Below are 16,426 nucleotides of genomic sequence, written 5' to 3'. Positions count from 1 at the left end.
CCCCCTCAAGGGGGCGACAGCAGCGGCCCGGCGAAGCCGGTTCCGCGCTGTCTCTGGAAGGGGGCTTGGCGCGCCGGCGGATGTCTCTAGGGCCGGCCCAGGAACAGGTAGAGCCCGGTGTAGCCGCGCGGCGCGCTCACGATGCTCAGGTAGAGCGGGCCGATGCCGGTGTCCGCGCCCACGAAGAGGCTGGAGCCCGCGCGCAGGTCGCCCAGCGAAATGTCGCGGCGCGCCGTCCAGGCGTTGCCCGCCTCCAGCGAGCCGCCCACGAACAGGGCGCGCGCCACGCCCACGCTCCAGGGCAGTCGCTGGTAGTAGGTGAGGCGTCCGAACACCAGGTAGTTGCCGGCCACCTGGCCCACGCGGTAGCCCGAGAGCTGCTGGAAACCGCCGAGCGAGTATTCGTCGATGGCGCCCAGCGGAATCTGGTTCGTCTTCGCCAGACGCGCACCCACGTTGAGGGTGTGCGGTCCCCAACTCGTCGCCGCCGTCGCCGTGCCCTCGAAGCTCGTGAAGCTGCTGCTGCGCGCGCCGTCGAAACTGCGCCGGCCGAACACCACCTCGCCCTGCGCGCGGTAGCCGTGCGACGGGAAGTTGGCGTAATCCAGCTGGTCGGCGATCACCGCGCCGCGCAGGCCGACCTCGCGCCACTTCAGTGAAGTGGTGGTGGTCGCGATGCTGGCCGCGACCAGCTCGGGCCTCACCTTGCGCTGCGCCGCCACCACGCCCACGCGCATGTCGCCGACATTGCCGATCAGGCCCATGGGCCAGCCGATGTCGGCGCCCACCCGCAGGCTCTGCCGTTGCGCCAGTGCCAGGGCCTCGCCATCGGTGCCAAACAGCTCCACCTTGCGCAGGTTCGCATCCACGTAGGCGGCCGCGAAGCGGTCGCTGCGCAGCGTCAGCGGCTGGTAGATCTCGGAATACAGGCCCACGGTCTCGCCCACCTGCACGCGGTTGCGCCATTCGGCGCCGCTGTCGTTAAGCCAGTGGCGGTTGTGGCTGAGGCGCAGGTTGAACGCCCCCTGGCCCTGGAAGTCGGTGCGCAGGTCCAGGCCCACGCGCAGGTAGTTCGGGCCCCAGGTGTTCTCGCGCAGGTGCAGCCGGAGGTCTTCGGCACCGTCCTCGCGCCGCGTCAGCGTGTAGTCCACCGCCTCGAAGTCGCCCATGGCCGCGAGCCGCTGCAGGTCGTTCTCCAGCTTGGGCACGTCCAGCCGCTGGCCTTCCGAGGTGTCCAGCGCGGTGGCCAGGCGCTGCGCGCGGATCTCGTTCACGCCTTCGAAGCTCACGGTTGCCACGGTCCCGATGCGACCGCTGTTCGCCTTCTCCTGCGCCTCGCGCGCGGCCACCCAGCGCTGGTAGCGCGGCGCGTCCGCCGAGAACCGCGCCAGCGCATCCCCGACCGTCCTGGCGTAGTCGTTGCCGATCCTGACCAGCTCGGGCGCGCGGCTGAAATCGGACGAGGTGAGCTGGCCCAGCGGCGGCGTCAGCAGCAGGTCGTCCGGCGTGAGCGTGGCAATGCTCGCCTGCACATTCTGTTCGGTCAGGATGTTGACCATCTGGGTGGTGATGCCCACCACGCTGCCCAGCGTCTCGCGCCCGGCCAGCGGCGTGCCGATGTTGACCGCGATCACCACGTCCGCCCCCATGCGGCGCGCCACGGCCACCGGCAGGTTGTCCACCAGGCCGCCGTCGCCGAGGATGCGCCCGTCCACCGCCAGCGGTGAAAACACGCCCGGCACCGACATGCTCGCGCGCAGCGCGGCCGCCAGGTCGCCGCTGTCCATCACCACGGGCTTGCCCGTTTCCATGTCGGTGGCCACCGCGCGAAACGGCGTGGGCAGGCCGTCAAAGTTCGCCAGGTGGCGCGTGGACAGCGTGTAGCGCCGCAGCAGCATCTCCAGCGAGCGGGTGGACACGGCACCCGTGGGCAGCACGAAGGCGCCGTCGCGAAAACCCAGCATCAGCACCGGCGAGAGCTCGAAATCTTCCTCCTTGCGGCGCTGCGACAGCAGCTGGCGGGGCTCGCGGCGCTCGAACAGGTCGCCCCAGTTCACCGCGAGGATCTCGCGCTCCAGCTCGTCCGCCGTCATGCCGCTGGCGTACAGCCCGCCGACGATCGCGCCCATCGACGTGCCCACGATCAGGTCCACCGGCACGCGCGCCGCCTCCAGCGCCTTGAGCACGCCCACGTGGGCGAAGCCGCGCGCCCCGCCGCCCGAGAGCACCAGACCCACGCGCGGGCGCTTGGCCTGGGGCTCGGGCGCCGCTGCCGTCTGCGCCAGCGCGGGTGTGCCGGTCAGCAACAGGGCGAGCGCGCCGGCAAGACCATGGAGGAGGAGGGCGGCGAGTCGGGGTGACATGGAACGGGACCTGTGGACAACAGCGGCGCCGTGGCGCCCGGAAGCGGCAAGTGTAGGGGGCGCCCGAGGCCCGCAGCCGCCCGGAAACACCCTGTCACGCACCGGTCAGCCCCTGGGCGCACAGCCTGAAAAAAGCACGCGCGTTCGTGGTAATTTGCGGGTCCCTTCCCCGCACATCCAGAGACCCCCATGAGCGACATCCTCGTCCACACCGAAGCCGGCGTCAGCACCCTCACGTTCAACCGCCCGGACAAGAAGAACTCCATCACCGCGGCCATGTACGGCCAGCTGGCCGACGCCCTGCAGGCCGCGCAGGACGATGCCACCGTGCGCTGCGTCGTGCTCCAGGGCAACGAAACCATCTTCTCCGCCGGCAACGACATTGCCGACTTCCTCAACAACCCGCCCGCCGGCGCCGACTCGCCGGTGTTCCGCTTCCTGCGCGGCATCGCGCAGTTCCCCAAGCCGCTGGTGGCCGCGGTGTGCGGCCCGGCCGTGGGCGTCGGCACCACGCTGCTGTTTCACTGCGACCTGGTCTATGCGGGCGACAACGCCGCCTTCTCCATGCCGTTCGTCAACCTCGGCCTCTGCCCTGAGGCCGCGTCCAGCCTGCTGGTGCCGCAGATGCTGGGCTACCACCGCGCGGCCGAGGCGCTGCTGCTGGGCGAGCCCTTCATGGCCGAGGCCGCGCTGGAAGTGGGCCTGGTCAACCGCGTGCTGCCGCCGATGGAAGCGGCCGGCTACGCGCAGTCCGTGGCGCGCAAGCTCGCGGCCAAGCCACTGAGTGCGTTGATGGAAACCAAGCGCCTGATGAAGAAAAACCAGACTCAGCAGGTGATGGCCGTGATGGCTGAAGAGGGCGCCAGCTTCGGCCGCATGCTGGGCGAGCCGGCCGCGCGCGAGGCCTTCGGCGCGTTCATGGAGCGGCGCAAGCCCGACTTTTCGAAAGTGTGACCCTCCAGCAAAAAAGGCCTCGCTGTCGCGAGGCCTTTTTCTTGCCTGTCGGTGAGCGCCGTGCTCAGTCCGCGCAGGTGTAGGACGCTGCCAGGGCCGTGTCACCCGAGACGTACTTCGGGTGCTGCGGATACGAGCACATCGGCAGCGCCTTGGCACCCGCCGTCACCGTGGGGTTCTTGCTCGGGGCGCGGTTCTGCTCCACCCAGTCCACCACCATCTGCAGGCCATTGAACGAATTGGGAATCGCGGTCGCGGCAATGGTGTTGCCATCGCCATCGACCGTGTGGTTGGTGCCCGACAGGCCGTGGCCGGTTTGGGGCAACACCCACAGGCGCGCGAAGGCGTCCACCACCGGCCGGGTCATCTTGTCCAGCACCGACTGGTAGTAGTCCAGTTGAGCGCCGGTGGAGGCCAGGCTGTCGTTCGATCCGACGGTGATCACCACCTTGCCGCCGCGCTTGTAGTACGGGCTCAGGTCCGGGTTCGTGGCATCCAGGTACCGCGAGATCTGGACCCGGCGCGCATTGAGCGCACCGCCTTCCACGTAGTCCAGCGGGTTCGCGTTCAGGTTCTTCATCAGGAAACCCGTCACACCGAGGATGCCCAGGTGGGAGTGGTTGGTGGCACCGGGATCGGCACCTTCCTGGCCCACATGGCGGGTGCCGATGAGCAGGCCCGAACCACTGGGGTCGGTCGTGGGTGCCCACATGCCGAACGACGTGACGCCATTGACCAGCGGGGTCGCAAACTCATACGGCGAATAGATGAAATTCAGCGTCTGGATCTGGCCATCGGTGAAACAGGCGGTGGCCGTGTTGTCGGTCGGATTCGGGTCGACGTTGCCCGGGCAGCGCTTGCTCAGCCAGGGATTGCGGCCGGGCGCGCCGGCCTTGACGTTGAAGATGTTGCGGCAGGCCTGGTAGTTGTTGATGATGCCGTCGGCGAGGCCGTCGAGCTTGTCGCACTGGCGAATGAACTCCTGGCGGATCGCCTCTGCCTTGACGGGCGGCACCCAGTTCGCCAGGGGCTTTTCCTGGATGCGGATCAGCTCGGGCGCGAGCAGCAGGGTGGAGAAGTTGACGATGGGCACCGTGAGGGCGGCGCCATCGTAGTCGGCCGGATAACGCTGCATCACCGTCAGGCCTTCGCGCCCGCCTTGCGAGCCGCCCTGCCAGTACGTGAAGCGGGGCTTCTCGCCATACATGCGCTCGGTCAGCTTGACACCCACGTCGCGCGTCTTTTTCATCTGCATGAAGCCCAGGTTCATCATGGCTTCTTCGTTCAGGGCCCAGGTCGAGTCCAGGAAGCTGTGGCCGGAGTCGCTGCCCCAGGTGGCCGCCCCCAGCGCGAGGATGGCGGCCGACGGAGCGCCGGGTGCAAAGCCGTTCATGCCACCGCCGCCCGTGTGCACCGCGCGCAGGCTCCAGCTCGATGGCAGCGCGACGCGGAAGTTGATCACCGGCGCGCTCGGGTCCACCGCATAGATGGCGCCCGTGACCGAGCAGTAGGCCTGGTTCGAGCCCGCCGCCGCCGTCCAGACCGGTGCATTCAATGTCACTGCCGACACCGGTTCGCCGATGTCTGCGACCGCGACGGTGGTGCCCAGCTTGGCCGCCGTGCAGTCGGCTGCCGTGACGGTCTTGGCCTCTGCCGCAGGCAGCAATGAGCCGGGTGCCGGGATGGCCAGGGAAGGTTGGGCCGGTGTGGCGGGTGGCGCGGCCTCACCGCCGCCGCCGCCTCCTCCTCCACATGCCGTGAGCAAAACCGCCGTGCTGGCCGCTGCGAACGCAGCCATCCTGATCTGACGCATGGATGTCTCCTTATTTGTTTGTGGTTTGTTGCGAATGACTTTCGTCTGGATCGCGAAATAAGATTAGTTCAGTTAACTAAATAAATGACTGGTGAATACCCTAGGATGCGAAGCAGGCAGAATCCCCCCTCTCCGGTACTTCCTGTGCGGAGGGGGATTTCATGGACCAAAAGCGCAGCCTCAACAAGCCACCTTCCAAGCCTGCCAGGCGCAAGCCGGCGCCACGCGGCGCCGAGCCCTCCCCGGCACCCGCAAGGGTGGCCCCGCCCAGGGCGGTCCGGCCCAAGCTCGACGAGCCCAAGCTGGCCATGGAGTCCACGCCCGCCGGGCGTCTGCGCGAGGGTGCCTTGCAGCAATTGCTGGGCTACCAGTTGGCTCAGGCCTCCATCGTCACCATCGGCCTGTTCCAGGATGTGGTCGGGAATGCGCATTCGCTGCGCACGGTGGAATACACCTTGCTGGCGCTGATCCACGCCAACCCCATGGTCTCGCCCGCCCAGCTGACCAAGGCGCTCGGGCTGAGCGCGCCCTACATCACCAACGGCCTGGACAAGCTGGCGGGCCGGGGCTTGATAGTTCGTGAAACAAACGAAAACGACCGGCGCGGATTTCACCTTTCCGTGACCGCGCAAGGTGAGGCCCTGGCGCAGGAACTCACCGCGCGCCTGCTCGACAACGAGAAGGCGAGCTTCAAGACCCTGTCGCCGGCCGAGCACCTCATGCTCGCGGAGTTGCTGCACAAGCTGGCACGCTCACGCTGAAGAGGCGGGTCGAAGGCCTTGCGCCTTCGACAGGCGCGCAGGGGTAGCGGGCACCGCAGTGGCCGCCAGGCGACAGCCGGTGCGGGTCCGGGCGGAATACTGTATAAAATGACAGCATGATGTCCGTCGCCCGAAAGATCCGCATCCTTGCGGATGCCGCGAAGTACGACGCGTCCTGCGCCTCCAGCGGCGGCACGCGCCGGGATTCGCGCGACCAGAAAGGGCTCGGGTCCAACGAGGGCATGGGCATCTGCCACAGCTACGCGCCCGACGGCCGCTGCATCTCGCTGCTCAAGATCCTGCTCACCAACTGGTGCGTGTACGACTGCCTCTATTGCGTCAACCGCGTCTCCAGCGACGTCGAGCGTGCCCGCTTCAGCGTGGAAGAGGTGGTCAACCTCACGCTCGACTTCTACCGCCGCAACGTCATCGAGGGTCTGTTCCTGAGCTCCGGCATCATCCGCACGCCCGACTACACCATGGAGCAACTGGCCGAAGTCGCGCGCCAGCTGCGCGAGGTGCATGGCTTTCGCGGCTACATCCACCTCAAGACGATTCCCGATGCCGACGAGGCCCTGCTCGCGCGGGCCGGGCGCTACGCCGATCGCCTGAGCATCAACATCGAGCTGCCCAGCCAGGCCGCGCTCGACGCGCTCGCACCGGGCAAGAGCAGCCAGCAGATCCGCCAGTCGATGGCCGGCATCCGCCTGAAGCTGGACGAGGCGCGCGAGCACAAGGCGCAGGCGCAGCAGATCCGGTCGCTGCCCGGCCGGCCCGCCGCCGCCGCGCCTCCCCCGCGCTTCGCGCCCGCCGGCCAGAGCACGCAGATGATCATCGGCGCCGACGCGTCGGACGACCGCAGCATCCTGCAGGTCAGCGCCGGGCTGTACGCGGGCTACCGCCTCAGGCGGGTCTACTACTCCGCTTTCAGCCCCATCCCCCACGCCAGCGCCAAGCTGCCCGGGCAGGCCGCACCGCTCGTGCGCGAGCACCGCCTGTACCAGGCCGACTGGCTGATGCGCTTCTACGGTTTCGACGCCAGCGAACTGGTGTTGCCCGGCGGCATGCTGTCCATGGACATGGACCCCAAGCTCGCCTGGGCCCTGGCGCATCCGGAGTGGTTCCCGGTGGACGTGAACCGCGCGCCGCGCGAGACCCTGCTGCGCGTGCCGGGGCTGGGCGCCCATTCGGTGCAGCGCCTGCTCGACGCGCGCCGCGTGCGCCAGGTGCGGCGCGCCGACATGGAACGCCTGGGCACGGCGGGCCGCAAGGCGCTGGACTTCGTGCACCTGCCCGACCACCGGCCCGGCGCGGTGCCGTTGGGCGCCCCGGTGCGCGAGCCCACGGCGCGGCGGCGGGCGGGCGCCCGCGCCGTGCACCTGCAACCCGATCTGTTCGGCTGGGCTGAAGCGCCCGCCGCTGCCTGAGGGCGCCCGTGCGCTGGCGGGTCGTCTACGACGCCAACGACGTGCCTGCCACGCTGCGTGCGCTCTCGTCGTTGCTGGCCTGCGGCGCCGAGCCGCACGACGTGGCGTGGCGCGACCGAAGCGAAGGGCAGGGCGATCTGCTGGGTGACGACGCGGCCTCGCGCGCCGCCGGGCCGCCTCCCGAAAGCGTGCCCCTGCGCGCCTGGCGAAGCCGCCTGCCGGCCGAGGCCATGGAACTCGCCCACACCGTGGCGCAACACGCGCATCCCGAGCGCTTTCGCCGGCTGCACGAACTCGCGCTGGACGTGGCTGCCCAACCGGCACGGTGGCACGATGCGCTCGATCCCCGCCGCCTCGCGCTGGAGCGCATGGCGCGCGAGGTGCGGCGCGAGATCCACAAGATGCACGCCTTCGTGCGCTTCCGCCAGATCGAGGACGGCCCTGGCGGCGACACGCGCTACGTGGCCTGGTTCGAGCCGGTGCACCACATCGTGCGCGCGGCCGCGCCCTTCTTTGCCCGGCGCTTCGCGGCCATGCGCTGGGCCATCCTCACGCCGCGCCTGTGCGTGCAATGGGACCGCGAGGGCCTCGCGTTCTCGCCCGGTGTGGACCGCTCGCTCGCGCCCCCGCCCGATGCCGGGGAAGCCTTGTGGCTCGACTACTACCGCAGCATCTTCAACCCCTCGCGGCTCAAGACCGCCGCCATGCTGCGCGAGATGCCGCGCCGCTACTGGCGCAACCTGCCTGAGACACAGGCCATCACCGAGCTGATCCAGACCGCGCCGCAGCGCAGCGCGCGCATGGTGGCGCAGGCCAGCGAATCGCAGCGCCGACTGCCCATCAGCGTGCCCCGCGCCGTGGCTCGCGCGCCGCGCACACCGCAGGAGCAGCTGGACGACCTCGGCCGCCGCGCGCGCCATTGTTCCGATTGCCCGGTGGCCTGCAGCGCCACCCAGGTGGTGTGGGGCGAAGGCCGCGTGGGCGCGCGCCTCATGATCGTGGGCGAACAGCCGGGCGACCAGGAAGACCTGGCCGGCCGGCCCTTCGTGGGGCCTGCCGGTGCGCTGCTGCGGCAAGCCATCGCCGAACTCGGCTGGCCGGTGGATGCGCTCTACCTCACCAACGCCGTCAAGCACTTCCACTTTCTCGCGCGGGGCACGCGGCGCCTGCACAAGACGCCCGGCCAGCGCGCGGCCGAAGCGTGCGAGCAGTGGCTGGAGGCGGAAATCCGCCTCGTCCAACCGAAGGCCGTGCTCGCGCTCGGCGCCACCGCCGCCTCCAGCCTGTTGGGTGCCGGCGTGGGGGTGGCGCAGAGCCTTGGGCGCTGGCAGGCGCGGGCCGATGGCCTGCCGGTGTGGGTGGTGCACCACCCGGCGGCCGTGCTGCGCCGCGCGGAGTCGGGCGCGCCGTCGTTCCAGGCGTGGGTGGAGGCGCTGCGCCCGGCGTGGCCTCAGGCCGCGCAGGCATCGGCCATGGCGCCCAGCCGCGTCGCAAGTGCCGACACCATCGCGGCCAGCCCATCGGCCGTTGCGGCCACGCCGTACACATAGTGATCCGGCCGCACCAGCGCCGCCACGCTCTGGTGGCGCTGCAACCAGGCCTCGGCCACGCCATCGGTCTCCAGCGCGTCCACCGTGCCGAGGGCCACGCACCGCAGCCAGGGCAGGGCGCCCGCCACCGCGGGTGGCGCCTGGCCAGGCGCCAGCACCAGCCGCCAGCCGTGGCCCGCGATGCTGTCCATGCGCTCGCGGTGCGGGCCATTGAGCAACCAGGGCTGGGGGAAGAGGCTGCCGCGCGCGGCGTGGTCTTGCGGCGCGAGCCAGCCGGTGGTCAGCGGCGGCAGGATGTCCTGGCGCGGTGTGTCCTGCACCGTGCCGCCGCACTGGGCCAGCATCGCCGCATCGCGCTCGCGGGCCTTCACCGGGTCGCGCTCGCAGATCACCGCGCCGACGTGTTTGATGCGGCTGGTGAGCTCGCGCACGTGGGCCTTGCGTTCGTCACCGTAGCTGTCGAGCAGGGCCTCGGCGCTGGCGCCGGTCACTTCGCCGCGCAGCACGGCCGCGAGCTTCCAGGCGAGGTTGCTCACGTCGCGGATGCCCTGGCACATGCCCTGGCCGAGGAAAGGCGGCTGCATGTGCGCCGCGTCGCCCGCGAGGAACACGCGGCCCCGGCGCCATTGCTGCGCCACCAGTGCATGGAAGCGGTAGCTCGACTGGCGCCACAGCGTGCCGTCGTCGGGTGTGATCCAGCGCGAGAGCAGGCGCCAGGTTTCATCGGGTGTGGCCGCGTGCTTCGGGTCTTCGCCGGGGTTGAGCGAGATTTCCCAGCGGCGGTGGTTCTTCGGGCCGATGACCAGGGTGCAGGGCCGTTCGGGTTCGCAGTACTGCACGCTGACCTGGGGCAGCCTGGCCAGGCCGCGCTCGTTCATGAGCACGTCCACCACCAGCCAGGGTTCATCGAAGTCCAGGTCTTCCAGCGGCATGGCCAGGGCGGTGCGCACCGCGCTGGAGCCACCGTCGCAGGCGATGGCGTACCGCGCGCGCACCGTGCGGGTGGGCTTGCCCTGCGCATCGGCGATGGCCAGGTCCACGCCCTGGTCGTGCGGTGTGAGGCCGGTCATCTCCACGCCGAGCTCCACCGTCACGCTGGGCAACTGCGCGACGCGCGCACGCAGGACCTTCTCGACCTCGGGCTGGGTGAACACCATCGACGGCGTGTGGCCCTGCGGGAAGGGCGGCGCCACCATGGTCATTCGGCGGATCAGCTGGCCGTCCACGCCAAAGTACTCCGAAGGCGTGAAGGGTTCGCAGAACGGCGCCACCGCATCGGCCACGCCGAGCTGCTGGAACACCCGCATGATCTCGTGGTCCAGCGCGATGGCGCGCGGGATCTGGTGGACGTCGGTCAGCCGGTCGCACACGTACACGCTCAGGCCGGCCTGGCCCAGCAGGCCGGCGGCCACCACGCCCGAGGGCCCGTAGCCCACGATGGCGACATCGAAGACGCGCTGCTGCTGCATGGTCAGGCCTGCTCGTTCACGATGGGGTTGACCAGCGTGCCGATGCGCTCGATCTCGACCTCGAAGGTGTCGCCGGCCTTCATCCACACGGGCGGCGTGCGCGCCTGGCCGACCCCGGCGGGCGTGCCCATCACGATCACGTCGCCGGCCTCCAGCGTCAGCACCTCGGCCAGCAGCGCGATGGTCTCGGCCACGCTGAAGATCATGTCGCTGGTGTTGGCGTCCTGCATCACCTGGCCGTTGAGGCGGCCCTGGATCTTCAGGCCGGCGGCGCCGGGCGGCAGTTCATCGGCCGTCACCAGCACCGGGCCGAAAGCGCCGGTGCCGTCGAAGTTCTTGCCGATGGTCCATTGCGGCGTGCGCTTCTGGTAGTCGCGCACGCTCATGTCGTTGAAGCAGCTGTAGCCAAACACATAGGCCAGCGCCTCGGCCTGGGGGGTGTGGCGCGGCACGCGGCGGCCGATGACCACGGCCAGTTCGGCTTCGTAGTCGAACTTGCCGGAGACGCGCGGCACCACGCCGGCATCGCCATGCGCGATCAGCGAAGAGCCCCCCCGGAAGAAGAACCAGGGGTAGTCCGGCTTCTCGCGGCCGCCTTCCTTGGCGTGGTCGAAGTAGTTGAGGCCCAGGCACACCGTCTTGCCGGGTTCGGGCACCAGCGGCGCGAGCGCGGCGCTGGCCAGCGCCTGGCGCTTGAAGTGCCCTGCCAGCGCGGCGTGGGCGGCGGCGTGCAGGTCCACGCCCGCCTTGAGCGCGGCGCGCAGGTCGGCGGGCACCCGGGGCTGGGCGTCGTTCAGGTCGATCAGGTCGGTGCCGTCGACGACGGCCAGGCGGGGTGCGCCGTCGCGCAGGTAGGTGGTGAATTTCATGGAGCGATCAGGTTTCGGGAAAAAAAAGGTTTCAGGCGGTGGGGGCGAACAGCACGCGGCGCTGGGCTTCCTTCAGGGTGGGACCGGGCGGGGGCGAGATGCCCCACTGGTCGACGCGGCCGGGCGGCCACTTCCACTGCGCCGGGCCGCGCGGCACGTAGCTCTCGTCCACCTGCTCCACTTCGGCCGTGTACTCGATGACGATGCCGAAGGGGTCGATGAAATAGTTGAAGAGGTTGTTGCCGGGGCCGTGGCGGCCGGGTCCCCACTCGATGGGGTGGCCGGCGTCCTTCATGCGGCCGCCGCCGCGCATCACCGAGTCGGCGTCGGGCATCAGGAAAGCGATGTGGTTGAGCGCGTCGTTGTCGGCCACACCCACCGCGAGCGTGTGGTGGTCGTGGTTGCAGTTCATGAAGGCGATGGCCACGGTGCGGTCGGCCAGCGTGAAGCCCAGCGCCTCGGTGAGGAAGCGCTGTGTGTCGTCCACGGCGTGGCTGTTGAGCACCACGTGCGTGAGCCGTGCGGGCTGGTCGCGCTGCGGGCCGGCGTCCTGGCCGCGCGCATCGCCGTGCACCACCTGGAGCACGCGGCCGTGCGGGTCGCGCAGCGTGAGGCCGGTGCCGCCGGCCGGGTCGTGGTGCAGCGGGCCGATGGGCGAGAGCAGGTCACCGCCTGCGCGCGGCGCGGCCTCGGCCACGGCGCTCAGCGCCTCGAGGCTGCGCGCGCGCAGCGTGACCTGGCGGATCTGCGGCACCGGGCCGCCCGCGTGCAGCGCCAGCAGGTGGTGGTCGCTGCCGGTGCCGCGCAGGTAGATCGCCTGCTCGCCGCGGTGCGCCACGCTCAGGCGCCAGACCTCGGTGTAGAAAGCCTCGGCCTTGGCGAGGTCGGGCACGTTCAGGGCCACGCTGCGCACGGCCTCGATCCAGGGGGAACTCATGGGGTGGTGACTTTCTTGGGCAGAGGGCCGAGGAAGCGCCTGGCGTTCTGGTGCACCAGGCGCGCGGTGGTGTCGGCGTCGAAGCCGGCGGCCTCGATGCGTTGCACCGGCGTGTGGTCGTGGAAGTTGAAGGGGTGGTCGGTGCCCACCATCAGCTGCGTGTCGCCGAAACGGGCCACCAGGTGGCGCAGGGTGGGCGTGTCGAACACCAGGGTGTCGTAGAACAGGCGGCGCGCCTGCTCGGCCGGGGCCTCGAGCACGCTGTCGCGCAGGGCCGGGAACACCCCCCAGCCCTGCTGCAGGCGCGGCAGCAGCGAGGCCAGCGTGCCGCCGCCGTGGCTGAAGGCGATGCGCAGCTTCGGCCGGCGCACCATCAGGTTGCTGGTGATCACCGAGGCGGCGGCCAGCCCCACGTCACCGGGGTAGGCGATCACCTGCTGCAGCGGCGCAGGGCCGACCAGCCGCTCCATGCCGGCGGGGCGGATGGCGTGCACGAACACCGCCGCGCCCAGCGCCTCGCAGGCCTCGAAGAAGGGGTCGAACACCGGCGCACCGATCGGCACGCCGTTGATGTTGCTGCCCACCTCCACGCCCGCGAAGCCCAGCGTCTCCACCACGTACGCCAGCTCTCGGATGGCGAGGTCCACGTCCTGCAGCGGCACCGCGCCCAGGCCGGTGAAATGCGCCGGGTCGGCCGCGACCAGCGCCGCCAGTTCCTCGTTCATGAAGGAGGTCAGCGACAATGCATCGTCGGCCTCCAGCCAGTACGACAGCAATTCAGGCATCGGCGACACCACTTGGTGCGTGACCCCGGACGGCTCCATCTCCTGCAGCCTGCGCCTTGCGTCCCAGCTCGCATCGGACACGGTGCGGTAGACCCGGCCATCGAGCATGACGTTGCGGTCACAGGCCGATGCGGCCGGCGCCATCGAGGGCCAGGCCACACTCTTGCGCTGGCCGACATAGGCCGGGAACTGGTGCGGCACCCAATGGGTGTGGGCATCGACCAGACCGCAATCGCAGCCCGCCCCTGGACCCAGGCTGCTCACCGGAGTACCCTCCGTGCTGCGCACTGCGGGATTCGCCTTGGGAACGGCCCGGCGGCTCACGCCTGCAGCTCCCCCGCCAGCGCCGCGGCCGACAACACCACCTGGCCGTCGCGGATCTGGACCGGATAGGTGCGCAAGGCCTTGGTGCACGGCGGACCGACGGCCGCACCGGTGCGCACGTCGAAGGTACCCAGGTGCATCGCGCATTCGACGATGTGGCCGTCCAGACAGCCATCTTCGGTCAGCGAGGAGTTGCCATGGGTGCAGCGGTCATCGGTGGCGTAGACCTCGCCCTGTACCAGATACACGGCTACACGGCGGCCATCCGGCAGGTCGCCGGCGCCGATGGCGCCGTCCGCGACGGCGTCCAGACCGCACAGCGCAATGAATTCGTTGTTGCTCATGAAGTTCTCTTTTCTCAGGCGGCCAGGGCTTGCTGCACCAGCGCGCGGATATTGGCCGTCGGCGCACGGAATTGTTCAGGGGTGATCGTGGGGCGCGGCACGATCAGCTTCTTGAGCTGCACGAAGTCACGCGCCGCGTTGAGCGTGGCGACACCGGTCACCTGCCCGCCACTCCAGTGCACCAACACGCGGCCGCCGGCAGCGTCGACGCGCCAGGCCTGCTGCTCGCCGGTGATCGCACCGGCACACTGCAGCCGGGCACTGCCCTGGTCGGACCAGAACCACGGCACCGCGTCATACGGCCGGGCTGCAGCGGGATTGCACCAGATGGCCGCGAGCGCCTGCGCCTGAGCCTGCGCATTGGACCAGGTCTCGATGCGCTCGAAGCGGCCGGTGACCGGATTGCGCTGGCGCGTCACATCGCCAACCGCGAACACGCCGGGCGCCGTGGTGCGGCACCAACCGTCGACGAACACCCCGTCGTCGCATGCAATACCGGCCTGCGCCGCCAGCGCATCGTTGGCCTGCACGCCGATGCCAACCACCACCAGGCCGGCCGGCACCCGCTGACCGTCGTCCAGCACCGCCTCGGCATTGCCTTCGTCGAGCGCCACCACGGTACGACCGAGATGGATGGCCATGCCCTGGCTGCGGTGGTGCTCCAGCAGGACATCGGCCATGGCGGCAGGCGCGCTGCGGCTCATCAGCCGCGGCGCCAGTTCGACCACGGTGGATTGCCGCCCCAGTGCGGCGGCGCTGGCCGCCAGCTCCAGCCCGATCGGACCACCACCGATCACCAGGAGACTGGCAACCGATTGCAGCGCGTCCCGGATCCTGCGGGCATCGTCCAGCGTGCGCAGCGTCAGCACGCGCGGCGAGGCGCCCCATTGCGGCAACCGCCGTGCACGGGAGCCAGTGGCCAGCACCAGCCGATCCCAGGGCAGCGTGCTGCCATTGTCGAGACGCAGTTCCTGCCGTGCCAGGTCGATGGCCTGCGCGTGGCACTGTCGCAACAGCCGCACGGCCGGCCCAAGCTCCGGCGCCAGCCAGATGTGCGACTCGTCACCATCGAGCTGGAACTGCTTGGACAGCGGCGGCCGATCGTACGGCTGCCAGGGCTCCTCACCGACCAGCGTCACGTCGCCCGGATAGCCTTGTTTCGCCAGCGCGCTGGCCAGATGGAATCCCGCCAATCCGGCACCGACGATCACCACGTTGTGTCGTTCTGCGCTCACGGTCGTGCTCATGCCGCCTGGTACACGGCAAACACCTTGTTGGAGTTGAAGATGTGGGTCTCGACGAAGCTGCTCCAGTCGAGCCGCGCCCCCAGCGCCTCCATCGCACCGAGCATCGGGCACCAGTTCAGCAGTTCCTGCTGGCCTGCGGCCTCGAAGTCCTCGGTGCGGGCGCTGCGCCAGGTGGCGAAGTCACCCGCCATCAAGGCGCGGTAGAGACTGCGATCGGCCGGAGTGTCCGGGCGCAGGCGCCAGGTCTTGTCGCACAGGAACGCATGCGACCAGCTGGAGGATGCCACCACGGCAACACGCCATGGCGAATCGCGCAGAATGCGCGCTGTGGCGGCACCCATGTCCATGCACCGCTTCGGCGAAGGACCCGGCGGGTCCAGATCGAGCTGCTGGTCGAATTGGGTCATGAAGCCGCGCGCCGAAATCACCTTGCGGCCATAGCAGTTGATCGGCACGGCGATCGTGGGATAGTTCCAGCCCACCCGGTCATAGTCCAGATACAGGATCGCGTTGGTGAAGGCGTGCGCCAGACTGGCATGGTGCAGCGGCTTGTAGGCATAGGCCATGTCGAACTCCGCGTCGATCAGGCCGCTCACCAGGTGCTTGGCGATGTCGCGCCGACCACGCAGGCGGTAGTGCTTGTCCGGCCCTTCACCCCACGCATTGGGCCTGCCGCTCATCATCGAAGACCCCATGGCGTGCCGCCACGGGTAAAGGTCCATGTCCTCGTAGGCGCAGACGGTGAACGGCGGGATCACGTCTTCCTTGAAGTTCTCGTACTGGTCGTCGCCCCAGATCAGCACCACGTCGGGGTTGAAGTCGTCCAGCGCCTTGCGCACCTTGCGGAACTGCTCCACCAGCGCGGCCCGATGGGTGGCCGCGGCAGCGACACCCTGGTCGGTGCCCCACTCGTCCCGCGCGGCCTGCGGCCAGTTGTCAGGCGACTTCACGTCGGCCGGTATGCCAGGGTCCTCCAGCGTCATGCGCAGGATGGCGGCCATCGCCGGATCCGGGGAGGAGAGGGGAGGATAGTGGGACAAGCCCAGTCCGAGGATTTCTGCCATGAATTTTTCCAGAACGTTGTAGTGGATACCTGGGCGTGGCCGGGGTCAGGCTGCACGGGAGCGTTTTTCGCTGTTGTCCGCTGCGCGCTCACGCGCCTGCTCCTGCTCGATGGAGACGACCAGTTCCCTGAGCAGATCAACCAGCTGAATGCGCTTCTCAGGTGAAAGCCCGTGCATCAGCCGCTCCAGGCGGCGCCAGTGCGCAGGCAGGTTCTCCGCCAGAAACGCCCGCCCCTGCGGCGTCAACACGGCCAGCAGACAGCGCTGGTCCGCCTCGTTGAGTTCGCGCCTGACCAGGCCGCGTTCGATCAGGCTGTTGATGTTGCCCGACAGGTTGGTCGGCTTCACCACCAGCATGCCCGACAACGCACCCATGGTCGTGGGCTGGCCGGTGCGCTGCAGCACCGTGAGGATGTTGAACTGCAACGGGGACAGGCCGATTGCGGCCACCTCGTCGGCCTGGTCCCGGTCGAGCACCGCAAACGCGCGATACATCGCCAGCAGCACCCACAGGGCCGT

Annotated in this window: 14 protein-coding genes; 4 read left to right on the top strand and 10 right to left on the bottom strand. The window is 69.6% G+C overall.

Translation table 11 applies throughout. From position 1 onward, the window contains the following. Positions 1–86: 86 nt before the first annotated feature. Positions 87–2,363 carry a patatin-like phospholipase family protein gene (locus tag KIT86_RS15970; protein ID WP_297400109.1) on the bottom strand — a complete coding sequence of 759 codons (2,277 nt, stop codon included), beginning with the start codon at positions 2,361–2,363 and terminating at the stop codon, positions 87–89. Positions 2,364–2,552: 189 nt separating this feature from the next. Here KIT86_RS15970 and KIT86_RS15965 point away from each other — a divergent pair, with 189 nt between their 5' ends. Continuing rightward, complete coding sequence (locus KIT86_RS15965) at positions 2,553–3,317, top strand: enoyl-CoA hydratase (RefSeq protein ID WP_297400107.1); 765 nt, start codon at positions 2,553–2,555, stop codon at positions 3,315–3,317. 64 nt (positions 3,318–3,381) lie between these two features. Here KIT86_RS15965 and KIT86_RS15960 read toward each other — a convergent pair whose 3' ends face one another. Continuing rightward, the gene (locus KIT86_RS15960; protein WP_297400105.1) at positions 3,382–5,130 is read right to left on the bottom strand and encodes a tannase/feruloyl esterase family alpha/beta hydrolase; all 1,749 of its coding nucleotides are present in this window, start codon (positions 5,128–5,130) and stop codon (positions 3,382–3,384) included. 161 nt (positions 5,131–5,291) lie between these two features. On the opposite strand from KIT86_RS15960, the gene KIT86_RS15955 reads away from it, so the two are divergent. From KIT86_RS15955 to KIT86_RS15945, 3 genes are all read left to right on the top strand, one after another. Next, positions 5,292–5,891, top strand: coding sequence for a MarR family transcriptional regulator (locus KIT86_RS15955; protein ID WP_297400103.1), 600 nt, complete (start codon positions 5,292–5,294; stop codon positions 5,889–5,891). A gap of 119 nt (positions 5,892–6,010) precedes the next feature. Further along, a complete protein-coding gene (locus tag KIT86_RS15950; RefSeq protein WP_297400137.1) occupies positions 6,011–7,318 on the top strand; it encodes a putative DNA modification/repair radical SAM protein in 1,308 nt (435 codons plus the stop codon). 8 nt (positions 7,319–7,326) lie between these two features. Further along, positions 7,327–8,868: a UdgX family uracil-DNA binding protein gene (locus KIT86_RS15945; protein WP_297400101.1), complete on the top strand. Its 1,542-nt coding sequence runs from the start codon at positions 7,327–7,329 to the stop codon at positions 8,866–8,868. On the opposite strand, the gene KIT86_RS15940 is transcribed toward KIT86_RS15945, so the two are convergent. From KIT86_RS15940 to KIT86_RS15905, 8 genes are all read right to left on the bottom strand, one after another. Further along, positions 8,769–10,337 carry a bifunctional 3-(3-hydroxy-phenyl)propionate/3-hydroxycinnamic acid hydroxylase gene (locus tag KIT86_RS15940; RefSeq protein WP_297400099.1) on the bottom strand — a complete coding sequence of 523 codons (1,569 nt, stop codon included), beginning with the start codon at positions 10,335–10,337 and terminating at the stop codon, positions 8,769–8,771. The two genes, KIT86_RS15945 and KIT86_RS15940, sit on opposite strands and share 100 nt — an antisense overlap. Before the next feature lie 2 nt (positions 10,338–10,339). Continuing rightward, positions 10,340–11,206: a fumarylacetoacetate hydrolase family protein gene (locus KIT86_RS15935; RefSeq protein WP_297400098.1), complete on the bottom strand. Its 867-nt coding sequence runs from the start codon at positions 11,204–11,206 to the stop codon at positions 10,340–10,342. A 31-nt stretch (positions 11,207–11,237) separates the two neighbouring features. Then, positions 11,238–12,143, bottom strand: a complete 906-nt coding sequence (locus KIT86_RS15930; protein ID WP_297400096.1) for a VOC family protein — start codon at positions 12,141–12,143, stop codon at positions 11,238–11,240. Next, positions 12,140–13,192 carry an amidohydrolase family protein gene (locus tag KIT86_RS15925; RefSeq protein WP_297400094.1) on the bottom strand — a complete coding sequence of 351 codons (1,053 nt, stop codon included), beginning with the start codon at positions 13,190–13,192 and terminating at the stop codon, positions 12,140–12,142. Before KIT86_RS15925 ends, KIT86_RS15930 begins: the two co-directional genes overlap by 4 nt. Before the next feature lie 56 nt (positions 13,193–13,248). Further along, complete coding sequence (locus tag KIT86_RS15920) at positions 13,249–13,596, bottom strand: non-heme iron oxygenase ferredoxin subunit (protein WP_297400092.1); 348 nt, start codon at positions 13,594–13,596, stop codon at positions 13,249–13,251. 14 nt (positions 13,597–13,610) lie between these two features. Further along, positions 13,611–14,843, bottom strand: coding sequence for an FAD-dependent oxidoreductase (locus KIT86_RS15915; protein WP_297400090.1), 1,233 nt, complete (start codon positions 14,841–14,843; stop codon positions 13,611–13,613). Continuing rightward, positions 14,840–15,907 (bottom strand): hypothetical protein, encoded by a 1,068-nt coding sequence (locus tag KIT86_RS15910; RefSeq protein ID WP_297400088.1) that lies wholly within the window; start codon positions 15,905–15,907, stop codon positions 14,840–14,842. Before KIT86_RS15910 ends, KIT86_RS15915 begins: the two co-directional genes overlap by 4 nt. A gap of 45 nt (positions 15,908–15,952) precedes the next feature. Beyond that, positions 15,953–16,426, bottom strand: a 474-nt coding sequence (locus KIT86_RS15905) for a MarR family transcriptional regulator (protein ID WP_297400086.1), incomplete at its 5' end; no start/stop codon positions are given.

Origin of the sequence: Hydrogenophaga sp. (genome assembly GCF_026125825.1) — a bacterium.
Classification (GTDB): domain Bacteria; phylum Pseudomonadota; class Gammaproteobacteria; order Burkholderiales; family Burkholderiaceae_C; genus Hydrogenophaga.
Note: the sequence above shows the minus strand (reverse complement) of the source record. Positions and strands in the feature narration are given on the sequence as shown.

Excerpts from the sequence above, each read along its gene's own strand:
- KIT86_RS15935 (WP_297400098.1), bottom strand. The coding sequence starts at position 11,206 with ATGAAATTCACCACCTACCTGCGCGACGGCGCACCCCGCCTGGCCGTC.
- KIT86_RS15965 (WP_297400107.1), top strand. The coding sequence starts at position 2,553 with ATGAGCGACATCCTCGTCCACACCGAAGCCGGCGTCAGCACCCTCACG.
- KIT86_RS15950 (WP_297400137.1), top strand. The coding sequence starts at position 6,011 with ATGTCCGTCGCCCGAAAGATCCGCATCCTTGCGGATGCCGCGAAGTAC.
- KIT86_RS15970 (WP_297400109.1), bottom strand. The coding sequence starts at position 2,363 with ATGTCACCCCGACTCGCCGCCCTCCTCCTCCATGGTCTTGCCGGCGCG.
- KIT86_RS15915 (WP_297400090.1), bottom strand. The coding sequence starts at position 14,843 with ATGAGCACGACCGTGAGCGCAGAACGACACAACGTGGTGATCGTCGGT.
- KIT86_RS15940 (WP_297400099.1), bottom strand. The coding sequence starts at position 10,337 with ATGCAGCAGCAGCGCGTCTTCGATGTCGCCATCGTGGGCTACGGGCCC.
- KIT86_RS15960 (WP_297400105.1), bottom strand. The coding sequence starts at position 5,130 with ATGCGTCAGATCAGGATGGCTGCGTTCGCAGCGGCCAGCACGGCGGTT.
- KIT86_RS15955 (WP_297400103.1), top strand. The coding sequence starts at position 5,292 with ATGGACCAAAAGCGCAGCCTCAACAAGCCACCTTCCAAGCCTGCCAGG.
- KIT86_RS15930 (WP_297400096.1), bottom strand. The coding sequence starts at position 12,143 with ATGAGTTCCCCCTGGATCGAGGCCGTGCGCAGCGTGGCCCTGAACGTG.
- KIT86_RS15910 (WP_297400088.1), bottom strand. The coding sequence starts at position 15,907 with ATGGCAGAAATCCTCGGACTGGGCTTGTCCCACTATCCTCCCCTCTCC.
- KIT86_RS15920 (WP_297400092.1), bottom strand. The coding sequence starts at position 13,596 with ATGAGCAACAACGAATTCATTGCGCTGTGCGGTCTGGACGCCGTCGCG.